Origin of the sequence: Vibrio sp. 10N.247.311.12 (genome assembly GCF_041467515.1) — a bacterium.
Classification (GTDB): Bacteria; Pseudomonadota; Gammaproteobacteria; order Enterobacterales; family Vibrionaceae; genus Vibrio; species Vibrio crassostreae_C.
This window is the reverse complement of the sequence record NZ_JBFSUV010000004.1, coordinates 46,492-64,996: the sequence shown is the minus strand read 5'-3', so window position 1 is coordinate 64,996 and position 18,505 is coordinate 46,492. Positions and strand designations below refer to the sequence as shown.

General features: G+C 45.8%; 16 protein-coding genes and 1 pseudogene. 16 read left to right on the top strand and 1 reads right to left on the bottom strand.

Translation table 11 applies throughout. The features are described 5' to 3' along the window. Positions 1 to 6 precede the first annotated feature (6 nt). Positions 7 to 2,076 carry an acetoacetate--CoA ligase gene (locus tag AB6E30_RS03665; RefSeq protein ID WP_372102631.1) on the bottom strand — a complete coding sequence of 690 codons (2,070 nt, stop codon included), beginning with the start codon at positions 2,074 to 2,076 and terminating at the stop codon, positions 7 to 9. 199 nt (positions 2,077 to 2,275) lie between these two features. Here AB6E30_RS03665 and phhA point away from each other — a divergent pair, with 199 nt between their 5' ends. From phhA to AB6E30_RS03585, 16 genes and pseudogenes are all read left to right on the top strand, one after another. After that, entirely contained in the window at positions 2,276 to 3,070 is a 795-nt protein-coding gene (gene phhA / locus AB6E30_RS03660) for a phenylalanine 4-monooxygenase (protein WP_017065113.1), read from the top strand. Then, positions 3,060 to 3,398: a 4a-hydroxytetrahydrobiopterin dehydratase gene (locus AB6E30_RS03655; protein WP_371725521.1), complete on the top strand. Its 339-nt coding sequence runs from the start codon at positions 3,060 to 3,062 to the stop codon at positions 3,396 to 3,398. The genes phhA and AB6E30_RS03655 overlap by 11 nt, the downstream gene beginning before the upstream one ends. 141 nt (positions 3,399 to 3,539) lie before the next feature. Continuing rightward, a complete protein-coding gene (locus AB6E30_RS03650) occupies positions 3,540 to 4,640 on the top strand; it encodes a Fic family protein (RefSeq protein WP_017065111.1) in 1,101 nt (366 codons plus the stop codon). Between the two features lie 246 nt (positions 4,641 to 4,886). Continuing rightward, on the top strand, positions 4,887 to 5,720 hold the full coding sequence (locus AB6E30_RS03645) for a DUF2971 domain-containing protein (RefSeq protein ID WP_050620226.1): 834 nt from the start codon (positions 4,887 to 4,889) through the stop codon (positions 5,718 to 5,720). A 214-nt stretch (positions 5,721 to 5,934) separates the two neighbouring features. Next, positions 5,935 to 6,144: a DUF3283 family protein gene (locus tag AB6E30_RS03640; RefSeq protein WP_008216860.1), complete on the top strand. Its 210-nt coding sequence runs from the start codon at positions 5,935 to 5,937 to the stop codon at positions 6,142 to 6,144. A gap of 96 nt (positions 6,145 to 6,240) precedes the next feature. Further along, the gene (locus AB6E30_RS03635; protein WP_010432326.1) at positions 6,241 to 6,957 is read left to right on the top strand and encodes a YebC/PmpR family DNA-binding transcriptional regulator; all 717 of its coding nucleotides are present in this window, start codon (positions 6,241 to 6,243) and stop codon (positions 6,955 to 6,957) included. Positions 6,958 to 7,144: 187 nt separating this feature from the next. Next, positions 7,145 to 7,309 (top strand): annotated as a pseudogene (locus AB6E30_RS03630) (LysR family transcriptional regulator); the annotation flags it as partial. Between the two features lie 12 nt (positions 7,310 to 7,321). Beyond that, a complete protein-coding gene (locus AB6E30_RS03625; protein ID WP_372102629.1) occupies positions 7,322 to 8,197 on the top strand; it encodes an NAD(P)-dependent oxidoreductase in 876 nt (291 codons plus the stop codon). A gap of 460 nt (positions 8,198 to 8,657) precedes the next feature. Further along, positions 8,658 to 9,338: a hypothetical protein gene (locus AB6E30_RS03620; RefSeq protein ID WP_372102628.1), complete on the top strand. Its 681-nt coding sequence runs from the start codon at positions 8,658 to 8,660 to the stop codon at positions 9,336 to 9,338. A 46-nt stretch (positions 9,339 to 9,384) separates the two neighbouring features. Continuing rightward, entirely contained in the window at positions 9,385 to 10,083 is a 699-nt protein-coding gene (locus AB6E30_RS03615) for an ABC transporter ATP-binding protein (RefSeq protein ID WP_372102626.1), read from the top strand. Continuing rightward, entirely contained in the window at positions 10,071 to 11,369 is a 1,299-nt protein-coding gene (locus tag AB6E30_RS03610) for an ABC transporter permease (protein ID WP_017061256.1), read from the top strand. Before AB6E30_RS03615 ends, AB6E30_RS03610 begins: the two co-directional genes overlap by 13 nt. Next, positions 11,362 to 12,138 (top strand): outer membrane lipoprotein-sorting protein, encoded by a 777-nt coding sequence (locus AB6E30_RS03605; RefSeq protein WP_372102624.1) that lies wholly within the window; start codon positions 11,362 to 11,364, stop codon positions 12,136 to 12,138. Before AB6E30_RS03610 ends, AB6E30_RS03605 begins: the two co-directional genes overlap by 8 nt. 9 nt (positions 12,139 to 12,147) lie before the next feature. Continuing rightward, positions 12,148 to 13,440 (top strand): hypothetical protein, encoded by a 1,293-nt coding sequence (locus AB6E30_RS03600; protein ID WP_372102623.1) that lies wholly within the window; start codon positions 12,148 to 12,150, stop codon positions 13,438 to 13,440. Beyond that, positions 13,440 to 14,474, top strand: a complete 1,035-nt coding sequence (locus tag AB6E30_RS03595; RefSeq protein WP_102428116.1) for a sensor histidine kinase — start codon at positions 13,440 to 13,442, stop codon at positions 14,472 to 14,474. The genes AB6E30_RS03600 and AB6E30_RS03595 overlap by 1 nt, the downstream gene beginning before the upstream one ends. A 72-nt stretch (positions 14,475 to 14,546) precedes the next feature. Further along, positions 14,547 to 15,377 (top strand): LytR/AlgR family response regulator transcription factor, encoded by an 831-nt coding sequence (locus AB6E30_RS03590; RefSeq protein WP_372102621.1) that lies wholly within the window; start codon positions 14,547 to 14,549, stop codon positions 15,375 to 15,377. A gap of 239 nt (positions 15,378 to 15,616) precedes the next feature. Continuing rightward, complete coding sequence (locus tag AB6E30_RS03585) at positions 15,617 to 18,391, top strand: M16 family metallopeptidase (protein WP_372102619.1); 2,775 nt, start codon at positions 15,617 to 15,619, stop codon at positions 18,389 to 18,391. The last annotated feature ends 114 nt before the right edge of the window (positions 18,392 to 18,505 follow it).

The window sequence follows — 18,505 nt, the reverse complement described above, 5'->3', positions numbered from 1 at the left end:
GGAACACTAAAGCGAAACAACACTCTTTATCTCTTCCAAAACCTCGGCGTTAGCGATAGCCCCGAGGTTTTCTACATTTTTGCCATTGATCACCTGTTTCACAGCCAACTCCACCAGTTTGCCAGAGCGTGTTTTTGGCACGTCGCTGATCGCAAATATCTGGCTTGGCACGTGTCTTGGCGAACAAGAGGATTTGAGTTTGCTTTTGATGGCTGTCAGTAACTTTTCATCTAAACTCACACCTTGCTGCAGCTGAACAAACAGCCATACCTGTTCATTGCGGTCGATGTTTTTACCGACTGCTATCGAATCGATGATGCCGTCAATGGTGTTCACTTGCTGGTAGATCTCGGCAGTCCCAATTCTTACCCCACCGGGGTTGAGGGTGGTGTCGCCTCGACCGTAGAACAGGTAGCCACCATGCACGCTCTGTGCGACTTCATCACCGTGATGCCACACATTATCGAACCTATCCCAATAGGTGCTGTGATAGCGCTCTCCGGTGTCATTCCAAAAGCCAGCGGGGAAGTTGGGTAGGGAGTTTGTACACACCAGTTCGCCACGTTCATGATTAACCTTGTGGCCAGACGAATTGAACACTTTGATGTCGACGCCGAGCCCGGCCTGTTGGCACTCACCGCGATACACTGGCGAGATTGGGTTACCCAAAACAAAGCAGCCACAAATATCTGTCCCTCCAGAAATTGAGGCTAAATGCAGGTCTTGCTTGATGTGTTTGTAGACGTAATCGAACTGTTCTGGATAAAGCACAGAACCGGTCGAGCACAGTGTTCTTAAGTGAGGAAGAGAGTGACTGTCGATCGGCGAGAGTTCTGCCTTCTCAATCGCTTCTAGATACTTGGCTGAGGTGCCAAATGTCGATACGTCTGCACGCTGTGCCAAGTCCCACAGTACATTGGGTTGCGGATAAACCGGGCTACCATCAAAGATCACCAAACAAGCACCGCTCGCGAGCGCAGATACGTGCCAGTTCCACATCATCCAACCACAAGTGGTGTAGTAGAACACGCGATCTCTCGGTTTAATATCGCAATGAAGCTGATGCTCTTTTAGGTGGTTGATGGTAGTGCCACCAACCGAGTGAACAATACACTTTGGCTTTCCGGTGGTACCGGAGGAATAGAGCACGAACAACGGTTCATTGAAGCCGACACGAGTAAATCGAAGAGGTTTTGTCTGATAGTGATTAATGATGCTGTGCCAGCTTAGAATCGACACATCATGTTCAACTTTTTTCTTCTCTAAATCGCTCTTCTCTAAATCGCTCTTCTCTAAATCGCTCTTCTCTAAGTCATTACTCGGTTTCAAATAACCGATCTCACACACCTGTTTTAATTCGTTTAAGTGTTCGATGATTTCACGGTTCTTGCCCGCCATATCGAACGTTTTGCCATTGAAGGTGTAACCGTCACAGGTGAACAGCACCTTAGGTTTCACCTGTCCGAATCGCTCAATCACACTCTCTACTCCAAAATCAGGCGAGGTCGATGTCCAAATCGCGCCTAAGCTGGTGGCGGCTAGCATGGCTATCACGGTTTGTGGCAGATAGGGAGTATACGCAGCAACTATATCACCTTGTTTCACTCCGCTATCGACAAGCCATTGCTGAACACTAGAGACAGCTTCACACAGGGTTTCCCATGTATAACTCTGTTGTTCGCCACGTTCGTTCTCAAACCAAATCGCAAGCTCGTTTGGCAACGTTTTTGCTGAATGCAGTAAGTTTTCGGCGTAGTTAACTCGAGCATTCGGAAACCACACCGCATCGCGATTCGATTTCGGCTGCTGCCAGCGGCTCCCACCTTGAGCTTTGATGGTCTCGCTTTCTGCCTTGTTAATAGAGTCTTGTGAGCCGACTACTCCACAAAACTGCCATACGTTTTGCCAAAATGATTCCGGATGTTCCACAGACCATTGATGGAGTTCGGTGTAGCTTTTTACGTCCCTATCTAGGTTTAACCCAGACTGTTCAAGGCTATCGATAAATCGGGTTAAGTTGGCATCGGCGATACGCTGCTCGCTAGGGTGCCAAATTGGCTTATTGCTCTCGTGCATTCCTTTACCTTTAACAAAAAGTTAACGATTTCAGTCTGGTATTTAGGTTTTACAAAGTCAAAAGATCAGAAAAATAAGGGTTTGTCGTAATTGTGTAAATAAAATGTTACACGATCGCCCGTTTCGAAAAATCGCGCAAATTGGCGCTTATAAGGAGTGGAGATAGGCTTAAAGTGAGACATTCGAAAGGAGGTGTGTAATGACTCAATATCATTCTAAGCCCGTGAGCCAAGAGGGATGGGTTGAGTGGAGCCTCGAAGAAGACGCTATTTGGCACGACTTAGTGAAAAGGCAACTGGACGTGATTAATGACCGCGCATGCGATGCTTATTTGCACGGTTTGACCTTGCTGGATCTACCATTAGACAGAGTTCCCCAGCTGCCAGAGATAAATAAAGTGCTAATGGAAACAACCGGTTGGCAAGTTCAGCCTGTGCCTGCATTGATCGATTTCGACCGATTCTTTGATTTGCTCGCCAATAAGAAATTCCCAGTTGCGACATTTCTGAGAACGCGAGACGAGTTCGATTACTTACAAGAACCTGATTTCTTTCATGAAATTTTCGGCCATTGTGCCATGCTCACTAATGCCGATTTCGCGGCTTTCACTGAGCATTATGGAAAACTAGGCCAAGCCGCCACATCTAAACAGCGCGCTTATCTTGCCCGTTTGTATTGGTTTACGGTTGAGTTCGGTTTAGTAAAAGAAGGCCAACAACTGAAAATCTATGGCGGTGGCATTCTTTCGTCTCCAGCGGAAACTATGTATGCGTTGGGAGGGGATTTGGCGGTTCGCGAGCGGTTCGATCTGCAGACGGTGTTAAGAACTCCTTATCGAATCGACATCATGCAGCCGAAATATTACGTGATCGACGAGCTATCTGAGCTCTTTAAAATCAGTCAGGAAAACCTATTACAGCAAGCTGATCTCGCCATAGACGCGGGGTTACTACCACCACTTTTTGAACCCAAGGAACCAACACATGTTGAATGAACAAAAATGCGAAGCCTGCAGTATCGACGCGATTGCCCTAAGTAAAGATGAACAACAATCTTTACTGTTGGAGTTGTCCGACTGGCAGATCATCGAAAGAGACGGCATCCCGCAGCTTGAGAAGGTGTTCAAGTTTAAGAACTACAAGCAAGCATGGGCATTCAGCAACATAGTGTCAGAACTGGCAGAAGAAGAGTTCCACCATCCTTCGATCTTATTGGAGTGGGGCAAAGTCACCGTCACTTGGTGGAGCCACTCAATCAAAGGCCTGCACAAAAATGACTTCATCTGCGCCTCACGCTGCGATGTGTTCGCGGTGAGTGAATAGTTTTGTAGGTTAGGAGTTACTCTTGCAACCTCTGTGATGCGATTAACTCATTATTCGGCTCATAATGTGAGTTGAATAATTGCCTTAAACAGCTCATAGTATGAGTTGAATAAGTGATACTTTCGCATCATGGGGTGTAATATGTGGATTTGGCAGCAAGATAATTGGCCAAACTTTGTTTGGGATAATCAGAAAATAGGCGTGAGGTTAAGAGAAGTACGGCTTAATCAGGGCATTCTATTGGGCAAGATTACCTCACAGTCGGCAGATCAATCCCAAACCATGCTCGACACCTTATTAGCGAACATAGTCCATTCCAGTGCGATTGAGGGAGAAAAGCTTAATGCTTTCTCGGTCCGGTCTTCTTTAGCCAATAAACTCGGTGTCAGTGAAGATCGACCTTTTCCAACGACAGAACAAACCGATGGCCTAGCTGAAATTATGTTGGATGCGGTGCAGAACCTAACAGAGCCACTAGCGCTTGATAGGATCTTACATTGGCACGATAGACTGTTTCCTCAAGGCTACACCATGTTTAACCCTGTAGTTGGAGGTCAGCTACGAGGTGACGCTCCGATGCAAGTGGTATCAGGAAGAATTGACCGCCCAACCGTGCACTTTGAAGCGCCTAGCCGAGACATTCTTGATGCTGAGCTAGATACATTTATCAAATGGTTTAATGATTCACTTACCGACGCCACACTCGATCCTCTATTGCGAGCCGCAATCACTCACCTTTGGTTTATCACCTTACACCCGTTAGATGATGGTAATGGTCGTATTACTCGATTGTTGACCGACTTGGCGTTAGCACAGGCCGAGCAGCAGTCGGTACGCTTCTATGCGATGTCGGTGGGAATTCTCGCTAACCGCAAGCATTACTACGAGATATTGGAGCGAACCCAGAAAGGGGGACTCGATATTAGCGAATGGTTGATGTGGTTCTTAGATACGTTAGACGAGACGTTTACAGGGGTTTTCGCTGAGGTCGACCAAACTGTATATAAGACCAACTATTGGCGCAGCATCGACCAAACCAAGCTTACAGCAGAGCAAGTAAAAGTGCTGAATAGGATGCTCGATGGTGATTTTTCAGAAGGTATCAATGCCAGCCAATATCAGAAAGTAGCAAAGGTGAGTAGTGCCACAGCAACACGTCATTTGAACGCTTTGATTGAGCATGGCTGCTTAGTTAAATCTGGTTCTGGTGGTAGAAGCACGCGCTATCTGTTGCCTGAGTAGGGTTTATACACCCATATTCATTTCTATACTTAAAAGCTGCTAACGTTCAGAGTGAATGTTGACAGCTTTTTAGGTTTCCAATTTCATAATTTTATACAGTGAGTCATAGAGGTAATTAGACTTAACCATTAACCCAATAGAGGTGATGTTTAACTAATTGATTTTATTTAACTTGCTTTGAATGTTTCATCAATCACTTTAATATGTAGGCTGTATTTTGATTTTATGTCTTACATCAGAGGTCACATGCTCTATAAGTTCTTACCCTATGACAGAGTAGATGTTATAAGCGATTTAAGAATCCGATTTTCGCCGTTAGACTCTCTAAATGATCCATATGAAGCATTACCATCAATCGATTTGTCTAGTTTGAGAGAGCAAGAAGTATTGAAGGTGAATGATCGTTTAGACTCATTATGGGAGCGGACTGCCGATGAAGAAAAAACTGAAGATAATTGGCAAATATTATCAAATGGTAGACAAGAATTAGTGGCGCATATTACGAATCGATTAGGTTCTTCAGAAGTAAGGACTGAGTTGATGGGCTTATTCGGAGACAAGTTTGGTATCTTGTCTTTGTCTCGCACTAAACAAAATCTTTTGATGTGGTCACATTATTCCAGTGCCATGACTGGTTACGTCATTGGTTTTGATGAAAGCCACGAATTTTTCCACAGGCCAACTTTATTTGGAGAGCCGACTAAGCCATCACCTGTAAAATACTCGGAATCTCGAATGCAATTTAATGTTCACAGTGGTGATAAACTTGACCTTCTATGCCATAAGCCATTGGATTGGGCGTATGAGCAGGAAGAAAGGTTGTTCCTTTCACTAATGGATGATGAGTTCAAGACAGAACATAAAGACAATTTTGGTAATAGCGTCTACCTCTACCCAATCCCCCCTGAGGCAATTCATAGCGTTTATATAGGAGCTAGAGCATCTTCCGAAATTAAGAGAAAAATTCAACTCGCAATCAGAACAAATAATTTAGATTGCAAAATTTATTTAGGTGATTTGTCTGAAACTGAATACAAAGTAGATTTTTCGGAAGTTGAGCTTAAAGATTTGATAAATTGATACAGTATTTAAAATGTTCCGGGGCTTACTGTGAGCCTTTTATTGGCAAATAACTCGCGGTAACACTTTTCCCAACTCCCCTTAGCTTGACCTGCATCAGTGACTTGCTTGGTTTCGGGTCTCATAAACCCTTTCTGTTACTCATAGTATTGGTTTTATGAGGCTGCTCTATGATATATTTCTCGGCCAAGTGTATTACAGACGAAGGCTAGCAATGTCTATCAACCTTTCACTCCTTCCACCCAGCGAGAAAAATAAAATCGAACTGGATAAGCAAGCATCGTTTCTTGTATGGAAACTGAAGCAAGCGAAATGTGGCCCTGAAGCCATTGTTGAAGAAGCAATGAAGCTAGGTGACCCAGATGAAAAGGTGTGGTTTGAACAGTCTGTAGAAAAATACAAACGGGTAATGGGTGTCGCATAAACGCAGACAAACCTTGCCCAGCAGTGCTGTAGAATTGAAATGACACAGTAATTTGCTAGAATTTGCACCGTTAATTGAATCAGAGAGAAGATCCCGATGGGAAGAAGTTTTGAAGTGCGCAAGGCCTCAATGGCGAAAACTGCAGGCGCAAAAATTAAAGTTTATTCTAAATACGGTAAAGAGATTTACGTACTGGCTAAGAACGGCAGCTCTGACCCAGACATGAACCTACCTCTTAAGCACCTGATTGCTAAAGCGAAGAAAGACCAAGTACCAGCACACGTTATCGAAAAAGCGATCGATAAAGCGAACGGCGGCGGCGGTGAAGACTTCCAACCAGCTCGCTACGAAGGTTTTGGCCCAGGTGGCACAAGCGTAATCGTTGACTGTCTAACTGACAACGGCAACCGTACTTTCCAAGACGTTCGCCAATGTTTCGTTAAGACTGGCGCGAAAATCGGTGTTGAAGGTACTGTTTCTCACATGTTCGCTCACCAAGCTGTATTCCAGTTCAAAGGCGAAGATGACGAGATCATCCTAGAAACGCTTATGATGGAAGACGTAGACGTGACTGACGTTGAGCTAGAAGACGGTGTAATCACTGTATTCGCTCCAACGACTGAGTTCTTCAAAACGAAGACTGCACTAAACACTGCGTTCCCAGAGCTAACGCTAGACGTTGAGGAAATCACTTTCGTTCCTCAAACAACTACGCCAGTAGCTGAAGAAGATTCTGAGAAATTCCAGAAGTTCTTAGACATGCTTGACGACTGTGATGACGTTCAGCAGGTTTACCACAACGCTGAGCTGTAATATCAATCTATAATTGATAGCTTTGCTCTTGTGAGTAAATGTAGAATACAAAAAACCGAGCCTAGTGCTCGGTTTTTTTATGAACGTTATACCTGATTTTCCTTGATCATCGTTCCATAATGTACGGCTGACAAAGCGTTCTCTGGTCGCGATTTATCGCTGAACTTCATTATATTGTTCGTCTTATCCCGACATGAATCTGATTTAAGTACTCCCTGAGTATCATCGGGGTGATCGCCAAGCGTATTTAGTGTACAAAGAAAGAAAATATCAGCCAAAGGCTTTGACCCTGCTTATTGATGCACTGATTGAGAGTGTTCGATCTTTTCATAGCGATGGTTTGGTCAAATAAAAGGAGAAAGAAATGAAAGTAAGTTTTATCGGGCTAGGCGTTATGGGTTTCCCAATGGCAGGCCATCTAGTCAAAGCCGGTTTTGAAGTAACGGTATTTAACCGCACTCACAGTAAAGCGCTAGACTGGGCTGATAAACACCAAGGTAAAGCGGCAGAATCTGTGGCTGAATGTGTAGCGGAAGCTGACGTGGTATTGGTTTGTGTGGGCAACGATGACGACGTACGCAGCATGACAACCAGCGAAACAGGCGCATTGGCAGCGATGAAGCCAAACGCGATTCTTGTCGATCACACTACAACGTCTGCAGTTCTGTCTGAAGAGCTTGAAGTGGCAGCGAAGCAAGCCGGTATTCGCTTTATGGATGCACCTGTATCTGGTGGCCAAGCGGGCGCAGAAAATGGTGTGCTAACCATCATGTGTGGTGGCGAACAAGCGCTTTTCAACGACCTTCAACCTGTGTTCGAAGCTTACGGTAAGTCGTCAGTTCTTATGGGTAAAGTCGGCCAAGGCCAACGCGCGAAAATGGTTAACCAGATCTGCATTGCAGGAGTGTTGAATGGCTTATCTGAAGGCTTAGTGCTTGCTGAAAAATCAGGTTTGGATATCCCAACTCTGGTTGATTGCCTTAAAAACGGCGCTGCTGGCTCATGGCAGATGGAAAACCGTGCTACCACAATGGCACAAAACAAGTTCGATTTTGGCTTTGCAATTGATTGGATGATCAAAGACTTAGGTTTCTGTCTAGATGAAGCTGAGCGCCAAGGCATCCAGCTTCCACTGACTGAAAAGACCAACAACGCCTACAAGGCACTGTCTGCCGAAGGACAAGGCCGCATGGATACATCAGTATTGATGAAAGCCGTGGTTGAAGAGACAAAGAAGTAGAAAGATCGAAGTAATAGGAACTTCGTTTAGATAACTAAAAATAGCCGCGGATTAGCGGCTATTTTTTTGGTTTGAGCTCTGCCGAGTGCGTTAATCCAAAATAAATCCCCCCCTAGCCTCCCCTTGATTCATATGTAGATCCCTTGCTGATCGTGGAGAGGGGAGGAATAGAACATCGATCGTTAAAAGTGTCGATATATGTTCAGTGCTAAAGAAAGTTCTCCCCCTCTGCTAAAGATCTAGAGATATTGATGAACCCAGATTGAGGGGGAGTTAGAGGGGGAGGTAACTATGGCTAATTATGCGAATAGTGTTCGTCTAGTTCCTATAAGGTTGAGACCCCACTCACACCGCCTCTCAACCATTCACTCCTTATAATTACCATTCGTCGCATTGGTAAAACTGCACGACAAATTCTAGTTAACCTTTCAACGTCAACATTTGAAAGGGATTAGAAATCATGACTACTTCACACTCATTTAATTCAGGCTCTACCACTTCTCTGCTTAAGCGTTCATTACTGATTGTGCTTGTTTCGTTTGCACCGTCGTTAGCTTTAGCGAACCCGAGTTCAGACGTGCTCGATATCTACAACCAAGCGGCGCAAGGCAATGAAGACTTGGTTGAGGTGGCTTATGAACGCCTTAATGACACGCTGCAACAAGACGGCGCTACGCCACTGACTTTAGTTTATTTAGGAAGCACAGAAACCCTGATGGGGCGTGATGCGTTCTTACCTTGGAACAAGATGAAGTATGTGGAGAGAGGCTTATCAACCATTGATAAATCACTGGTGCTGCTGAAAGACGAAGACCAACCAATTCATGAACAACCCCGTGTTCAAGGGCTGCCAGATTCTTACCTAACTCGCGCAATGGCCGCCGTTACTTACACCTCTCTGCCAGACATGTTTAATCATTTCGATCGTGGTTATGACCTGTTCCTCTCGCTATTGGCTGAAGATGCTTTCCAGCAACAGCATTTCGCTGTGACATCGTGGATTTACCGTTATGCGATTGAGGCATCGATTCGTGCTGAAGACCTAACGCAAGCACAAGCGTGGCTAGAGCAAATGGAAACGGCCGATGCCGACAACATCGAAACGATGACTGCGAAGGCCCTAATAGCGAAAGCGAAATAAAGGGCATGGAAGCTAAGCAGTTGGTTAGTAATCAGAGGAAAACGGGATGATTGAATTTAAAGATATCGGCAAAGCATATGTCACAGGCGGTCAACGTGTTGATGCATTAAACGGGGTCGATGGCCATATCCAGCGCGGTGAAATGGTGGCGTTGTGTGGCCCGTCGGGTTCTGGAAAAAGCACACTTTTGAATATTCTTGGTTTGTTGGATATGAGCTATCGAGGACAGATCAATATTGATGGCCAACCGTATCCGACAGAGCAAATCGCCGCTGCACGCTTTCGCCGTCAGTCGTTGGGTTTTGTATTTCAGCGCTTCAATCTGGTTCCAGTGATGACGGCACTTGAGAACGTGGCCTACCCATTGATGTTGAACCAATGTTCGAAACAAGAACAGCAGACCAGAGCACAAGAGATGTTGGAGCGTGTTGGGCTAGGCGAATATGTACATCATCGCCCAGACAATCTTTCAGGCGGCCAGCAGCAACGTGTCGCGATAGCCAGAGCGCTAATCCACAACCCAAGCTTAGTCATTGCCGATGAGCCGACCGCTAGCTTAGACAGTCACACCGCCAACCTTGTGATCGACATTATGAAAGAGCTCGGCCATGAAATGGGCACCACCTTTATTGTCGCAACGCATGACCCAAGAATGGCGCAGCGTTGTGACCGAGTCATTGAACTTATCGATGGTCAACTGGCGCCACAAGTCACAGCAACGGAGGCTATCTCATGGGCAAGTTAACACAAAGAATGAGCACTTTTTTGCTTCCTACCTCGGTGCGTTTGGCGTGGCTTAATTTATTGAGAAACGGTCGCCGTAGTCTGCTTTCGGTATTGATCATCGCAATTGCCGTATTTGCGCTGACCTCGGCTGGAGGTTATGGGCTTTATACCTATGAATCTCTGCGTGAATCGACCGCGCGCGATACTGGTCATCTTACTTTGAGTACGCCGGGATATTTTGAGCAAGATGAAGACATGCCGCTGAGCAATGGTCTAGACAATGTTCAAGCCCTAACCAAGAGCATTATTGGCGACAGCGACGTGCGTGGTGTGCAGCCTAGGGTCTATTTTAGTGGTTTGGTGTCTAACGGCAGCAAATCGACCATTTTTATGGGAACGGGTGTCAATGAGCGTGAGTTCGACATGAAAGGTCCTTTCTTAGATGTGCGCAGCGGTCAGACCCTCTCGGATGTGAAATCTCCCAGATACGACAGCCAAGAGCCACAAGTGATGCTGGGAACTGACCTTGCTCGTAATCTCAAAGTTGCCGTTGGCGATTGGGTGACACTGCTCGCGACTACCAGTGACGGCGCATTGAACGCTTTTGATTTTAAGGTGCAGGGTATTTACTCGACAGGAGTGCCTGAGCTGGATAAGCGTCAGTTATACGTACACATCACCACTGCCCAAGAGCTTTTAGCGTCAGACAAAGTCAGTACCTTGTCGGTGTTTCTATTTGAAACAAGCAAGACCTCGACCGTTCAACAGCGTATCCAAACAGCTTTAGATCGAAATAGTGCGAGCCAAAGCGATCAAGGCACAGAGATCGAGATCACCCCGTGGCAAGATCGCGCGTTTTTCTACACCAAGGTGAAAGATCTTTACGACCGTATCTTCGGCATCATGGGCGCGGTGATGGCATTGGTAGTGTTTGTGTCGTTGTTTAACACCATGACCATGTCGGTGACCGAGCGTACTCGTGAAATTGGCACCTTGTCGGCACTAGGCAGTTACCCGTCTGAAATCGTCGCAGGTTTCTTAAAAGAGGCGGGATTGTTGGCTGTGATTGGCAGCGCGATCGGCGCGTTAGTGAGTGGCTTCGTGTCGGTGTTATTGCTGGTGGTGGATATCCAAATGCCACCACCTCCCGGCAGAACCGAGGGTTACCCACTCAACATTTACTTCTCATTGGAATTGGTTGGTTACGCCACCTTGGGTGTACTGACGATCTGTTTGCTAGCCGCTTATTTCTCTGCTCGCAAAGGCGTAAATAAGCCAATCACGGAGGCGCTGGTTTATGTATAAATTTACTCGTTCACTCACTATTTTAGGTTCTGCGTTGGCTCTAGCATCGGCACCAAGCTGGGCTATCGATTCACAGCAAGTTACCGAGATGATTGCTAAGGCAGACAGCTACCGTTTGAACAGCGAACAGGCATCAAAAGTGGTATCTCTGGTCGCGCTATATCAAGACGAGCAACTAGACAAAACCCGCGAATACAACGTCTACACAAGACCAAACCGAGAGTCGCTGGTCGTGTTCAAGTCTGCGGTCGAGGCGGGTCAAAAGATGCTGATGATAGAGGACAACTATTGGTTACTGATGCCGAAATCGCGCCGACCTATCCGAATCACACCAATGCAGAAACTCTTGGGTGAAGCTTCGGTAGGGGACATTTCGACGCTCACTTGGAGCGAAGATTACCAAGGTAAGTGGGTTGCCGAGCAACAGGTTGAGAGGTCGACTGGCGAGACACTCGATACTTATCATCTAAAGCTAAGGGCGAAAACCAAGGGTGCCAGCTATCAATCGATTGATCTGTGGTTAACGGCAGACCGAGCGTTTCCTGTTAAAGCGGATCTGTATCTGCGTTCAGGTAAGTTAGCCAAGCAAGCTTGGTTTACTGAAGGCGTGCGAGATGGCTTGCCAAGTGTAGTTTCGATGACTTTGCTCGATAAGATTCAACCAAGTAAGAAAACCGTGATTGAGTACCGCGAGGTAAGCGAACAAGCTTTAGCGGACAAATACTACAACCCTGCTTACTTATCACGTAATAGCGTGTCTGGGCTTTAGGTGGGTGCCATGAAAGCTTCTAGTCGTCGATTCCACATCAAGCCTTTAATCGTTACTTTCCTTGTGCTGCCTTGTATGAGTAATACGACTCAAGCGGACGATCTGAACCTAGCCTGGGACTGGCAATTGAGTGCTGAGGCCGTTGAATCGAGAGAGTCGCCATTTAACCCTTTCGTATCTGACAATCGCCAGTCACTCAATGGTTTTTTGGATCTTGAGGTTGGATATGGCAATTGGCTTGGCCTGTTTGCAATGAAAGCCAACGACATTTTGAGCAATGACCCACAGGGGAATGAGGCGAGCTTTGAATCGGAATTCATTGTGCGCGAGCTGTTTTGGCAAGGTGGTGTTGAACTGTCTAATTCAGCGTTCGGTGACCACTATCTTGATGTGACACTCGGTAAGGTTCGCCTAGATTGGGGTGTTGGTTATGGCTACCGACCGTTAGACATTATCAAGCCTTACCGACAAAACCCTGTTGGCATTGTCGCAGAAGAGGGCGCCGGTGTTGCCTCGGCGTCACTGTTCGATATGACGGGCGAATGGACACTGCTTTACAGCGATTCGTCATGGACTTCCCAAGACGTAAATGAATTCGAAAAGCAGAATCAGCAACAAGGCTTTGGGATACGTCGTTACAATCTGGTTGGCGACCACGAATATCAATGGATCGCTTATTACGACGATGTACGCCACGGCTTGCTTGGAGCGAGCTTGGTGTCGGTATTAAATCTCGCGTGGGAGTTTCATGGTTCGATGGTTTATCAGCGACAAAGTTTGGGTTACAGCCAGCCTAACTCACTGCATAAACCGGTTTATCTAGAAGAGCAGGGCGAGGCTTACCAAGCCTTACTCGGACTGATATGGGGCAACGAGACGGGCCACAATGTGGTACTGGAATACTGGTTTGATAGCCGTGCTTGGAGTCATTCTGAGTGGCAAAGCGCGATAGAAAGTGCAGAGTCTTTGTCGGTTAATCCGATGACATCTTCGTTGGTAGGTTCTTATGCGCAAGGCTATCAACACGCCAATTTGGTTCAACACAACCTCATGTTTCACTGGTCTTTGGACTCGACACATGGCTGGCTTGAAGATATCACGCCAACATTTGATGTCATGCTGTCTCCACAAGACGGTGGCTTTATTGCTACGCAGTGGCTCAATTATCAGGCTTTCGATAATGGCGATTCATCGTTGGAATTGGAACTTGCTGCACGCTTTCTAGGCGGTAAAAGTGATTCTGCTTACGCCAACTTACCGGATAGTCATATGATTCTTTTAAATATCAAAGGACGATTTTAATGGACACTTCTTCAAACAGTCGCTTTTCATGGATTAAAAGCTTCGCGTTCACTACGCTATTTTGCGTTCTTATTGCAATTACAACCAATACGATTTGGGGAGGCGGGTTTACGCTTAACTTGGCCATCAGCTTCGGCTTTGGCTACAGCGCAGTTGGCTCTTCGTTTGTGTTGGTTGAACTATTCAAAAGGAAATCAAAGGCATTTGATGTAGGGGTATCAATGGTGATTGCAATGACCCTTGGTACCTTGAATGCACACTATTGGTTGAACGGCTTTTTCGGCTCTAACCTTTCCGATCTTAAGTCTGTGATTCTGCTTGGTGTGATCTTTTGTTCCGTTTGTTATTACTATTTCTATACTCGGGAGCAGCAGTTACGTGCCGATAACGAATTGGAAGTGGCCAAGCGTCGTCAGGCCGACCAAGAAAAGGTGGTGGTGCTAAGCCAGCTTAAACAACTGCAAAGCCAAATTGAACCGCACTTCTTGTTCAACACGCTTGCGACCATCAATGTATTGATTGAGAGTGACAGCGCGAAAGCCAAGTTGATGCTCGAAAAACTGACTGACTTATTACGTGTAACTCTGAAAAACAGCCGCACCGAGCAATCGACCATCGCACAAGAGGTCGACTTGTTAGACGCTTATCTTAATATCCAAAAGATACGCTTGGGTGAGCGCTTAACGTTCTCGATTGAAATACACGAGATTAGCGATTTGCAGGTGATTCCACCGTTCTTGATTCAACCTTTGGTCGAGAATGCACTCACGCACGGCATCGAGCCCAAAGCCGCTGGTGGCCAAGTGAATATTCGTATTACTCAACAAGCACAGCAGCTAAAAATTGAAGTGGCTGATAATGGCGCTGGGTTGAAAACGCCTTCTGCGAATACGGGTCACGGTGTTGGGTTAAGCAATATTCGTCAAAGAATCGAAACCCTGTATGGTGATAAGGCGAGCCTAACGATTACTGAACACGCTGAAGGCGGGGTAGTCTCGACGATCTTGTTACCGTTGACTGAGGCAGCCGCCTAGAATTACAGATCAGAAAACACCGAACAGTGACGCAAAATAGACGATTTACAGTGTGAATTTAAAGGACTAACCATGAACAACCCAACAGTACAGCCGAGCGTAACGGCGATAATCGCAGACGATGAAGCACTGTTAAGGCACCACTTAGACAAGAGCCTTGCTGAGGTTTGGCCGGAGTTAGAAATCGTCAGTAAAGCACAAAACGGTTTGGAGGCGATGCAAAGTATTCAGCAGCTTAAGCCCGACGTGGCTTTTCTCGATATTCGTATGCCAGAGCTGGATGGAATCTCGCTGGCGAAGCAACTCAACAAGCTAGATTCACCGCCATTGATTGTGTTTATTACGGCTTATGACGAATACGCAGTTAAAGCCTTTGAACACAATGCGATGGATTACCTGCTGAAGCCAATCAATGAAGAGCGCTTACTGGCCACATGTCAGAAGGTGCAAGCGCGTTTGTTAAGCCGTCAAAAACAGCCTGGTGACACCTCAGTACAGCCCGATATCACAGCGTTAATGGCTCAGCTTCAACAGCTATCACAATCGTCTTCCCAACAAAACAAGCACCAGTATCTCACGTGGCTCAAAGCCAGTGTCGGAGAAGACATTCACCTAATCGCCGTCGATGATGTCGCTTACTTCAAAGCAGAAGACAAGTATGTGTCTATATTTAAGAAGGGTCAAGGGGGATCGCTAGAGGAGTATATTCTTCGCGTGTCACTAAAAGAGTTGATAGCGCAACTCAATCCTGATGAGTTTTGGCAGATCCATCGCTCGGTGGTGGTTAAAGTGTCGGCCATTGATAAGGTGAAGAAAGGGCTCTCAGGTCAGATGTCGGCGTATGTGTCAGGGGAAAAGCTACCGATCAGCCGTGCCTCGCAAGCGTTGTTTAAGGGTATGTAGAGAACTGGCTGAAATTTATGTAGCTTATTGATTTTAAATAGATGTAGTTAGCGAGTCTAAAATCGATTTAATAGGCTCTTATCTAAATGCCTATTTAAATGAGCACAGCGATCTTACATAACGATTGGTGGTTTATAAAATAAAGATCCAGATCACAAAGATACTCATCAGGTTCAATATTAAATAATAATCGTTAGCTCAATCTGTATATTGTCGATGAATGACATTAAGAGGTTGTTATGAAAACATATTATTTAGCGACGGCTCTATGCCTCACCTTAGTTGGCTGTAGCTCAACATCAAAAACTACCGAAACGCCAATCCAGCCGGATCCGGCATGGACTTCAGGCCAACTAGAAAATGGCCTTACTTATCATGTTTATCCAGATCATGAAGAATCCGTATCTGTTCGTTTAGTCGTGCACGCCGGTTCGATTCAAGAGACTTCTCAACAAGAAGGCTACGCGCACTTCTTGGAACACATGGCATTCAATGGCAGTAAAAACTTCTCTCAGAACGATGTGATTCGTCTATTCGAAGACGCAGGCGCTAGCTTTGGTGCTGATATTAATGCCTACACTTCTTATGAAGAGACGGTCTACCAGTTAGATTTGCCAGATAACATCCAATTGCAGTCTGCTTTGACGTGGATGCGTGACATTGGTGATGGCCTGGATCTATCAAGTTCAGAAGTCGAAAAAGAAAAAGGCGTGGTTCTTGGTGAGTTCCGTATGGCTCGCCTCGATGATAAGTCATTCGGAGATATATATTATGATTACTTCGTTGAAGGCGGCCCGTACGAATCGCAAGATGCATTAGGGACTAAATCGTCGATCGTGAATGCTACTCCTCAAGGCATCAGCAACTTTTATCAGACTTGGTATCAACCTCAAATAGTTGAGCTGGTCGTTTCTGGTGATGTGGACATCAAAACTGTGATTCCACTTATTGAAGAAAAGTTTTCTAGCTGGGAGCGTGGCGATACGCCGAGACCAGAGAAACAGAAAACGACCTCATTCAATGAAGATGATTATGTTGAGTACGCAGGAAGAGAAGCGCCAAGCATCACTCTGACGTTTAACCGCGGTTCAAATATAGTTGAAAATCATGCTCAGCAGAATCAACGCAGGTTAGATGAAACCGCTCAGCAATTGATTCAACGACGATTAGAAGCGGTGTTCAATGATGCCGCGTTCCCGACTCAATGGATTGCATCTGATAGTTATCGAATGGGCGCTTTTTACTATTCGTCAATAAGTGTTGGGTTTCCGGCTGGAGACCGTGAAGTTATCCAACAAGATCTGCTTTCTACATTGGCATCATTGCGTGATTTTGGTGTTTCGGAAACGGATATTGCTGGCGAACTGTACTACTACCAAGACTTGCTGGATAACATCGAGCATAACTGGGATAAAATGGACAGTGTTGAACACGCGAATTACAAAGTGAGTGCGTTAGTCAATGATCGAATAGTCCAATCACAGAAAGATTATCAAGCAAGCTTGGAAGCTTTCATCGCTAACTTGAGCCTTGAAGTGATTAACGACAACATCAAGAATCTACTTTCTGATGATTACTTTATTGTTATTGGGATGGATGACAATGAAGACAGAACAGCGGTCATTAACTCTCTAGATAGCTTAAAAGCCACGTATAGCGAGGCGGGAATTCCGCCGCTTGCGATAGGAACAGCCAGTGCTTTTGCTGTACCTAGCTCGCAAGGCGAGGTTGTACTTGCTGAACAAATGTCCGTAGACCCATATATCCAAAAGTGGACGTTGAGCAATGGTATCGACATGTGGTATCTGCGTGATTATGTGGCGGGTGATGATGTTGGGGTGATGTACATGAGCCTCGGTGGAAAAGCCGCTTTGGATCCGAGCCTTTACCCAGCGGTTGAGGTTGCGTTACCTACTTTCGCTCGAAGTGGTGTGGGTGAATTTACGGGTTCTGAGCTTTTAGCGTACTTTGATCGTGAAGATATTAGAGCTGATTCCTTTATTGGCAACACTCGCCATGGTGTTGAATTTAGTATTAACAAAGATGGGCTCAAAGATACGTTTGCTGCGCTTTATACCTTCATAACTGCGCCTAAAATTGTTCCCGAGCAGTTAGAGGCAGTGAAACAGGAGTTTGTACAAGGTCAAGAATCTTTCTTGAGCAGCCCTGTCGGTCAGTTTGAGCGCGCAAGAAACCAGAATATCTATCGTCAAGACAGTGGCCACCTCTTTGTTGATAAAGAACGAGTTGAAGCGGTTTCTGTGGAAGACGTCGCTAATCTTCATCAGCAATTGTTTGGTCAAATGAGGCATAACCAATTGGTGATCGTGGGTGACATCGACCCAAGTGAATTAAAGCCTTTGGTTGAGCAATACTTGGCTTCGATTCCATTAGAAAAAGCTGAGGTTCCTGAATTTAAGGTGGCTTACAAGCAGCCATCTGAATCACGCATTGATTTAGCGATCAACAATGTGAATAGTGCAGAGTACATCTTACGAGTCATCTCTGAACCTGAAGCCGAAACCGACCAAGGCGTAACGGCAAAAGATATCTTCACGGAAAACTTGCTAGAACGACTGCTGGCGGCTCGTTTAGATGCTTATATTCGTGAAGAGTTGAGCTTAGATTACTCGCCATATACGTATTCATCATCCGCAGATAGTGAGCTGAGTGGTGAGTGGGTTATCGGGGCGATGGTAGCGCCGGAGAACGTTGACCAAGTCGAAGTGGCGATCGATAAAGTGATTGCAGACCTTTTACAAGGCGTCTCTGAAAAGGAAATGCACGCAGTCGTGAAACAGTTTGAAGCGGACTTCACGCCTCTCGAGATGAGCTCTATTGACCAAGCATGGTACCTGTCTCGTTATTTACTTCATGGTTACGATATCGAAGCTTTGTCTCAAGTTGAGCGAGTGGCGAGGTCGATTACTGCGGAAGACATGAATCAACTTGTCCAACGCATCTTTGGTGAAGATAGCCGTAAGGTTAAGAACATCATGCGTCCTAAAGCCTAAAGCCTAAAGCCTAAAGCCTAAAGCTTGAAACCAACAGAAATAGACAACTCAAAGCCAAGCGATCACCGCTTGGCTTTCTTGTTTTTCTACTATTCATAACATCTATCCATCACC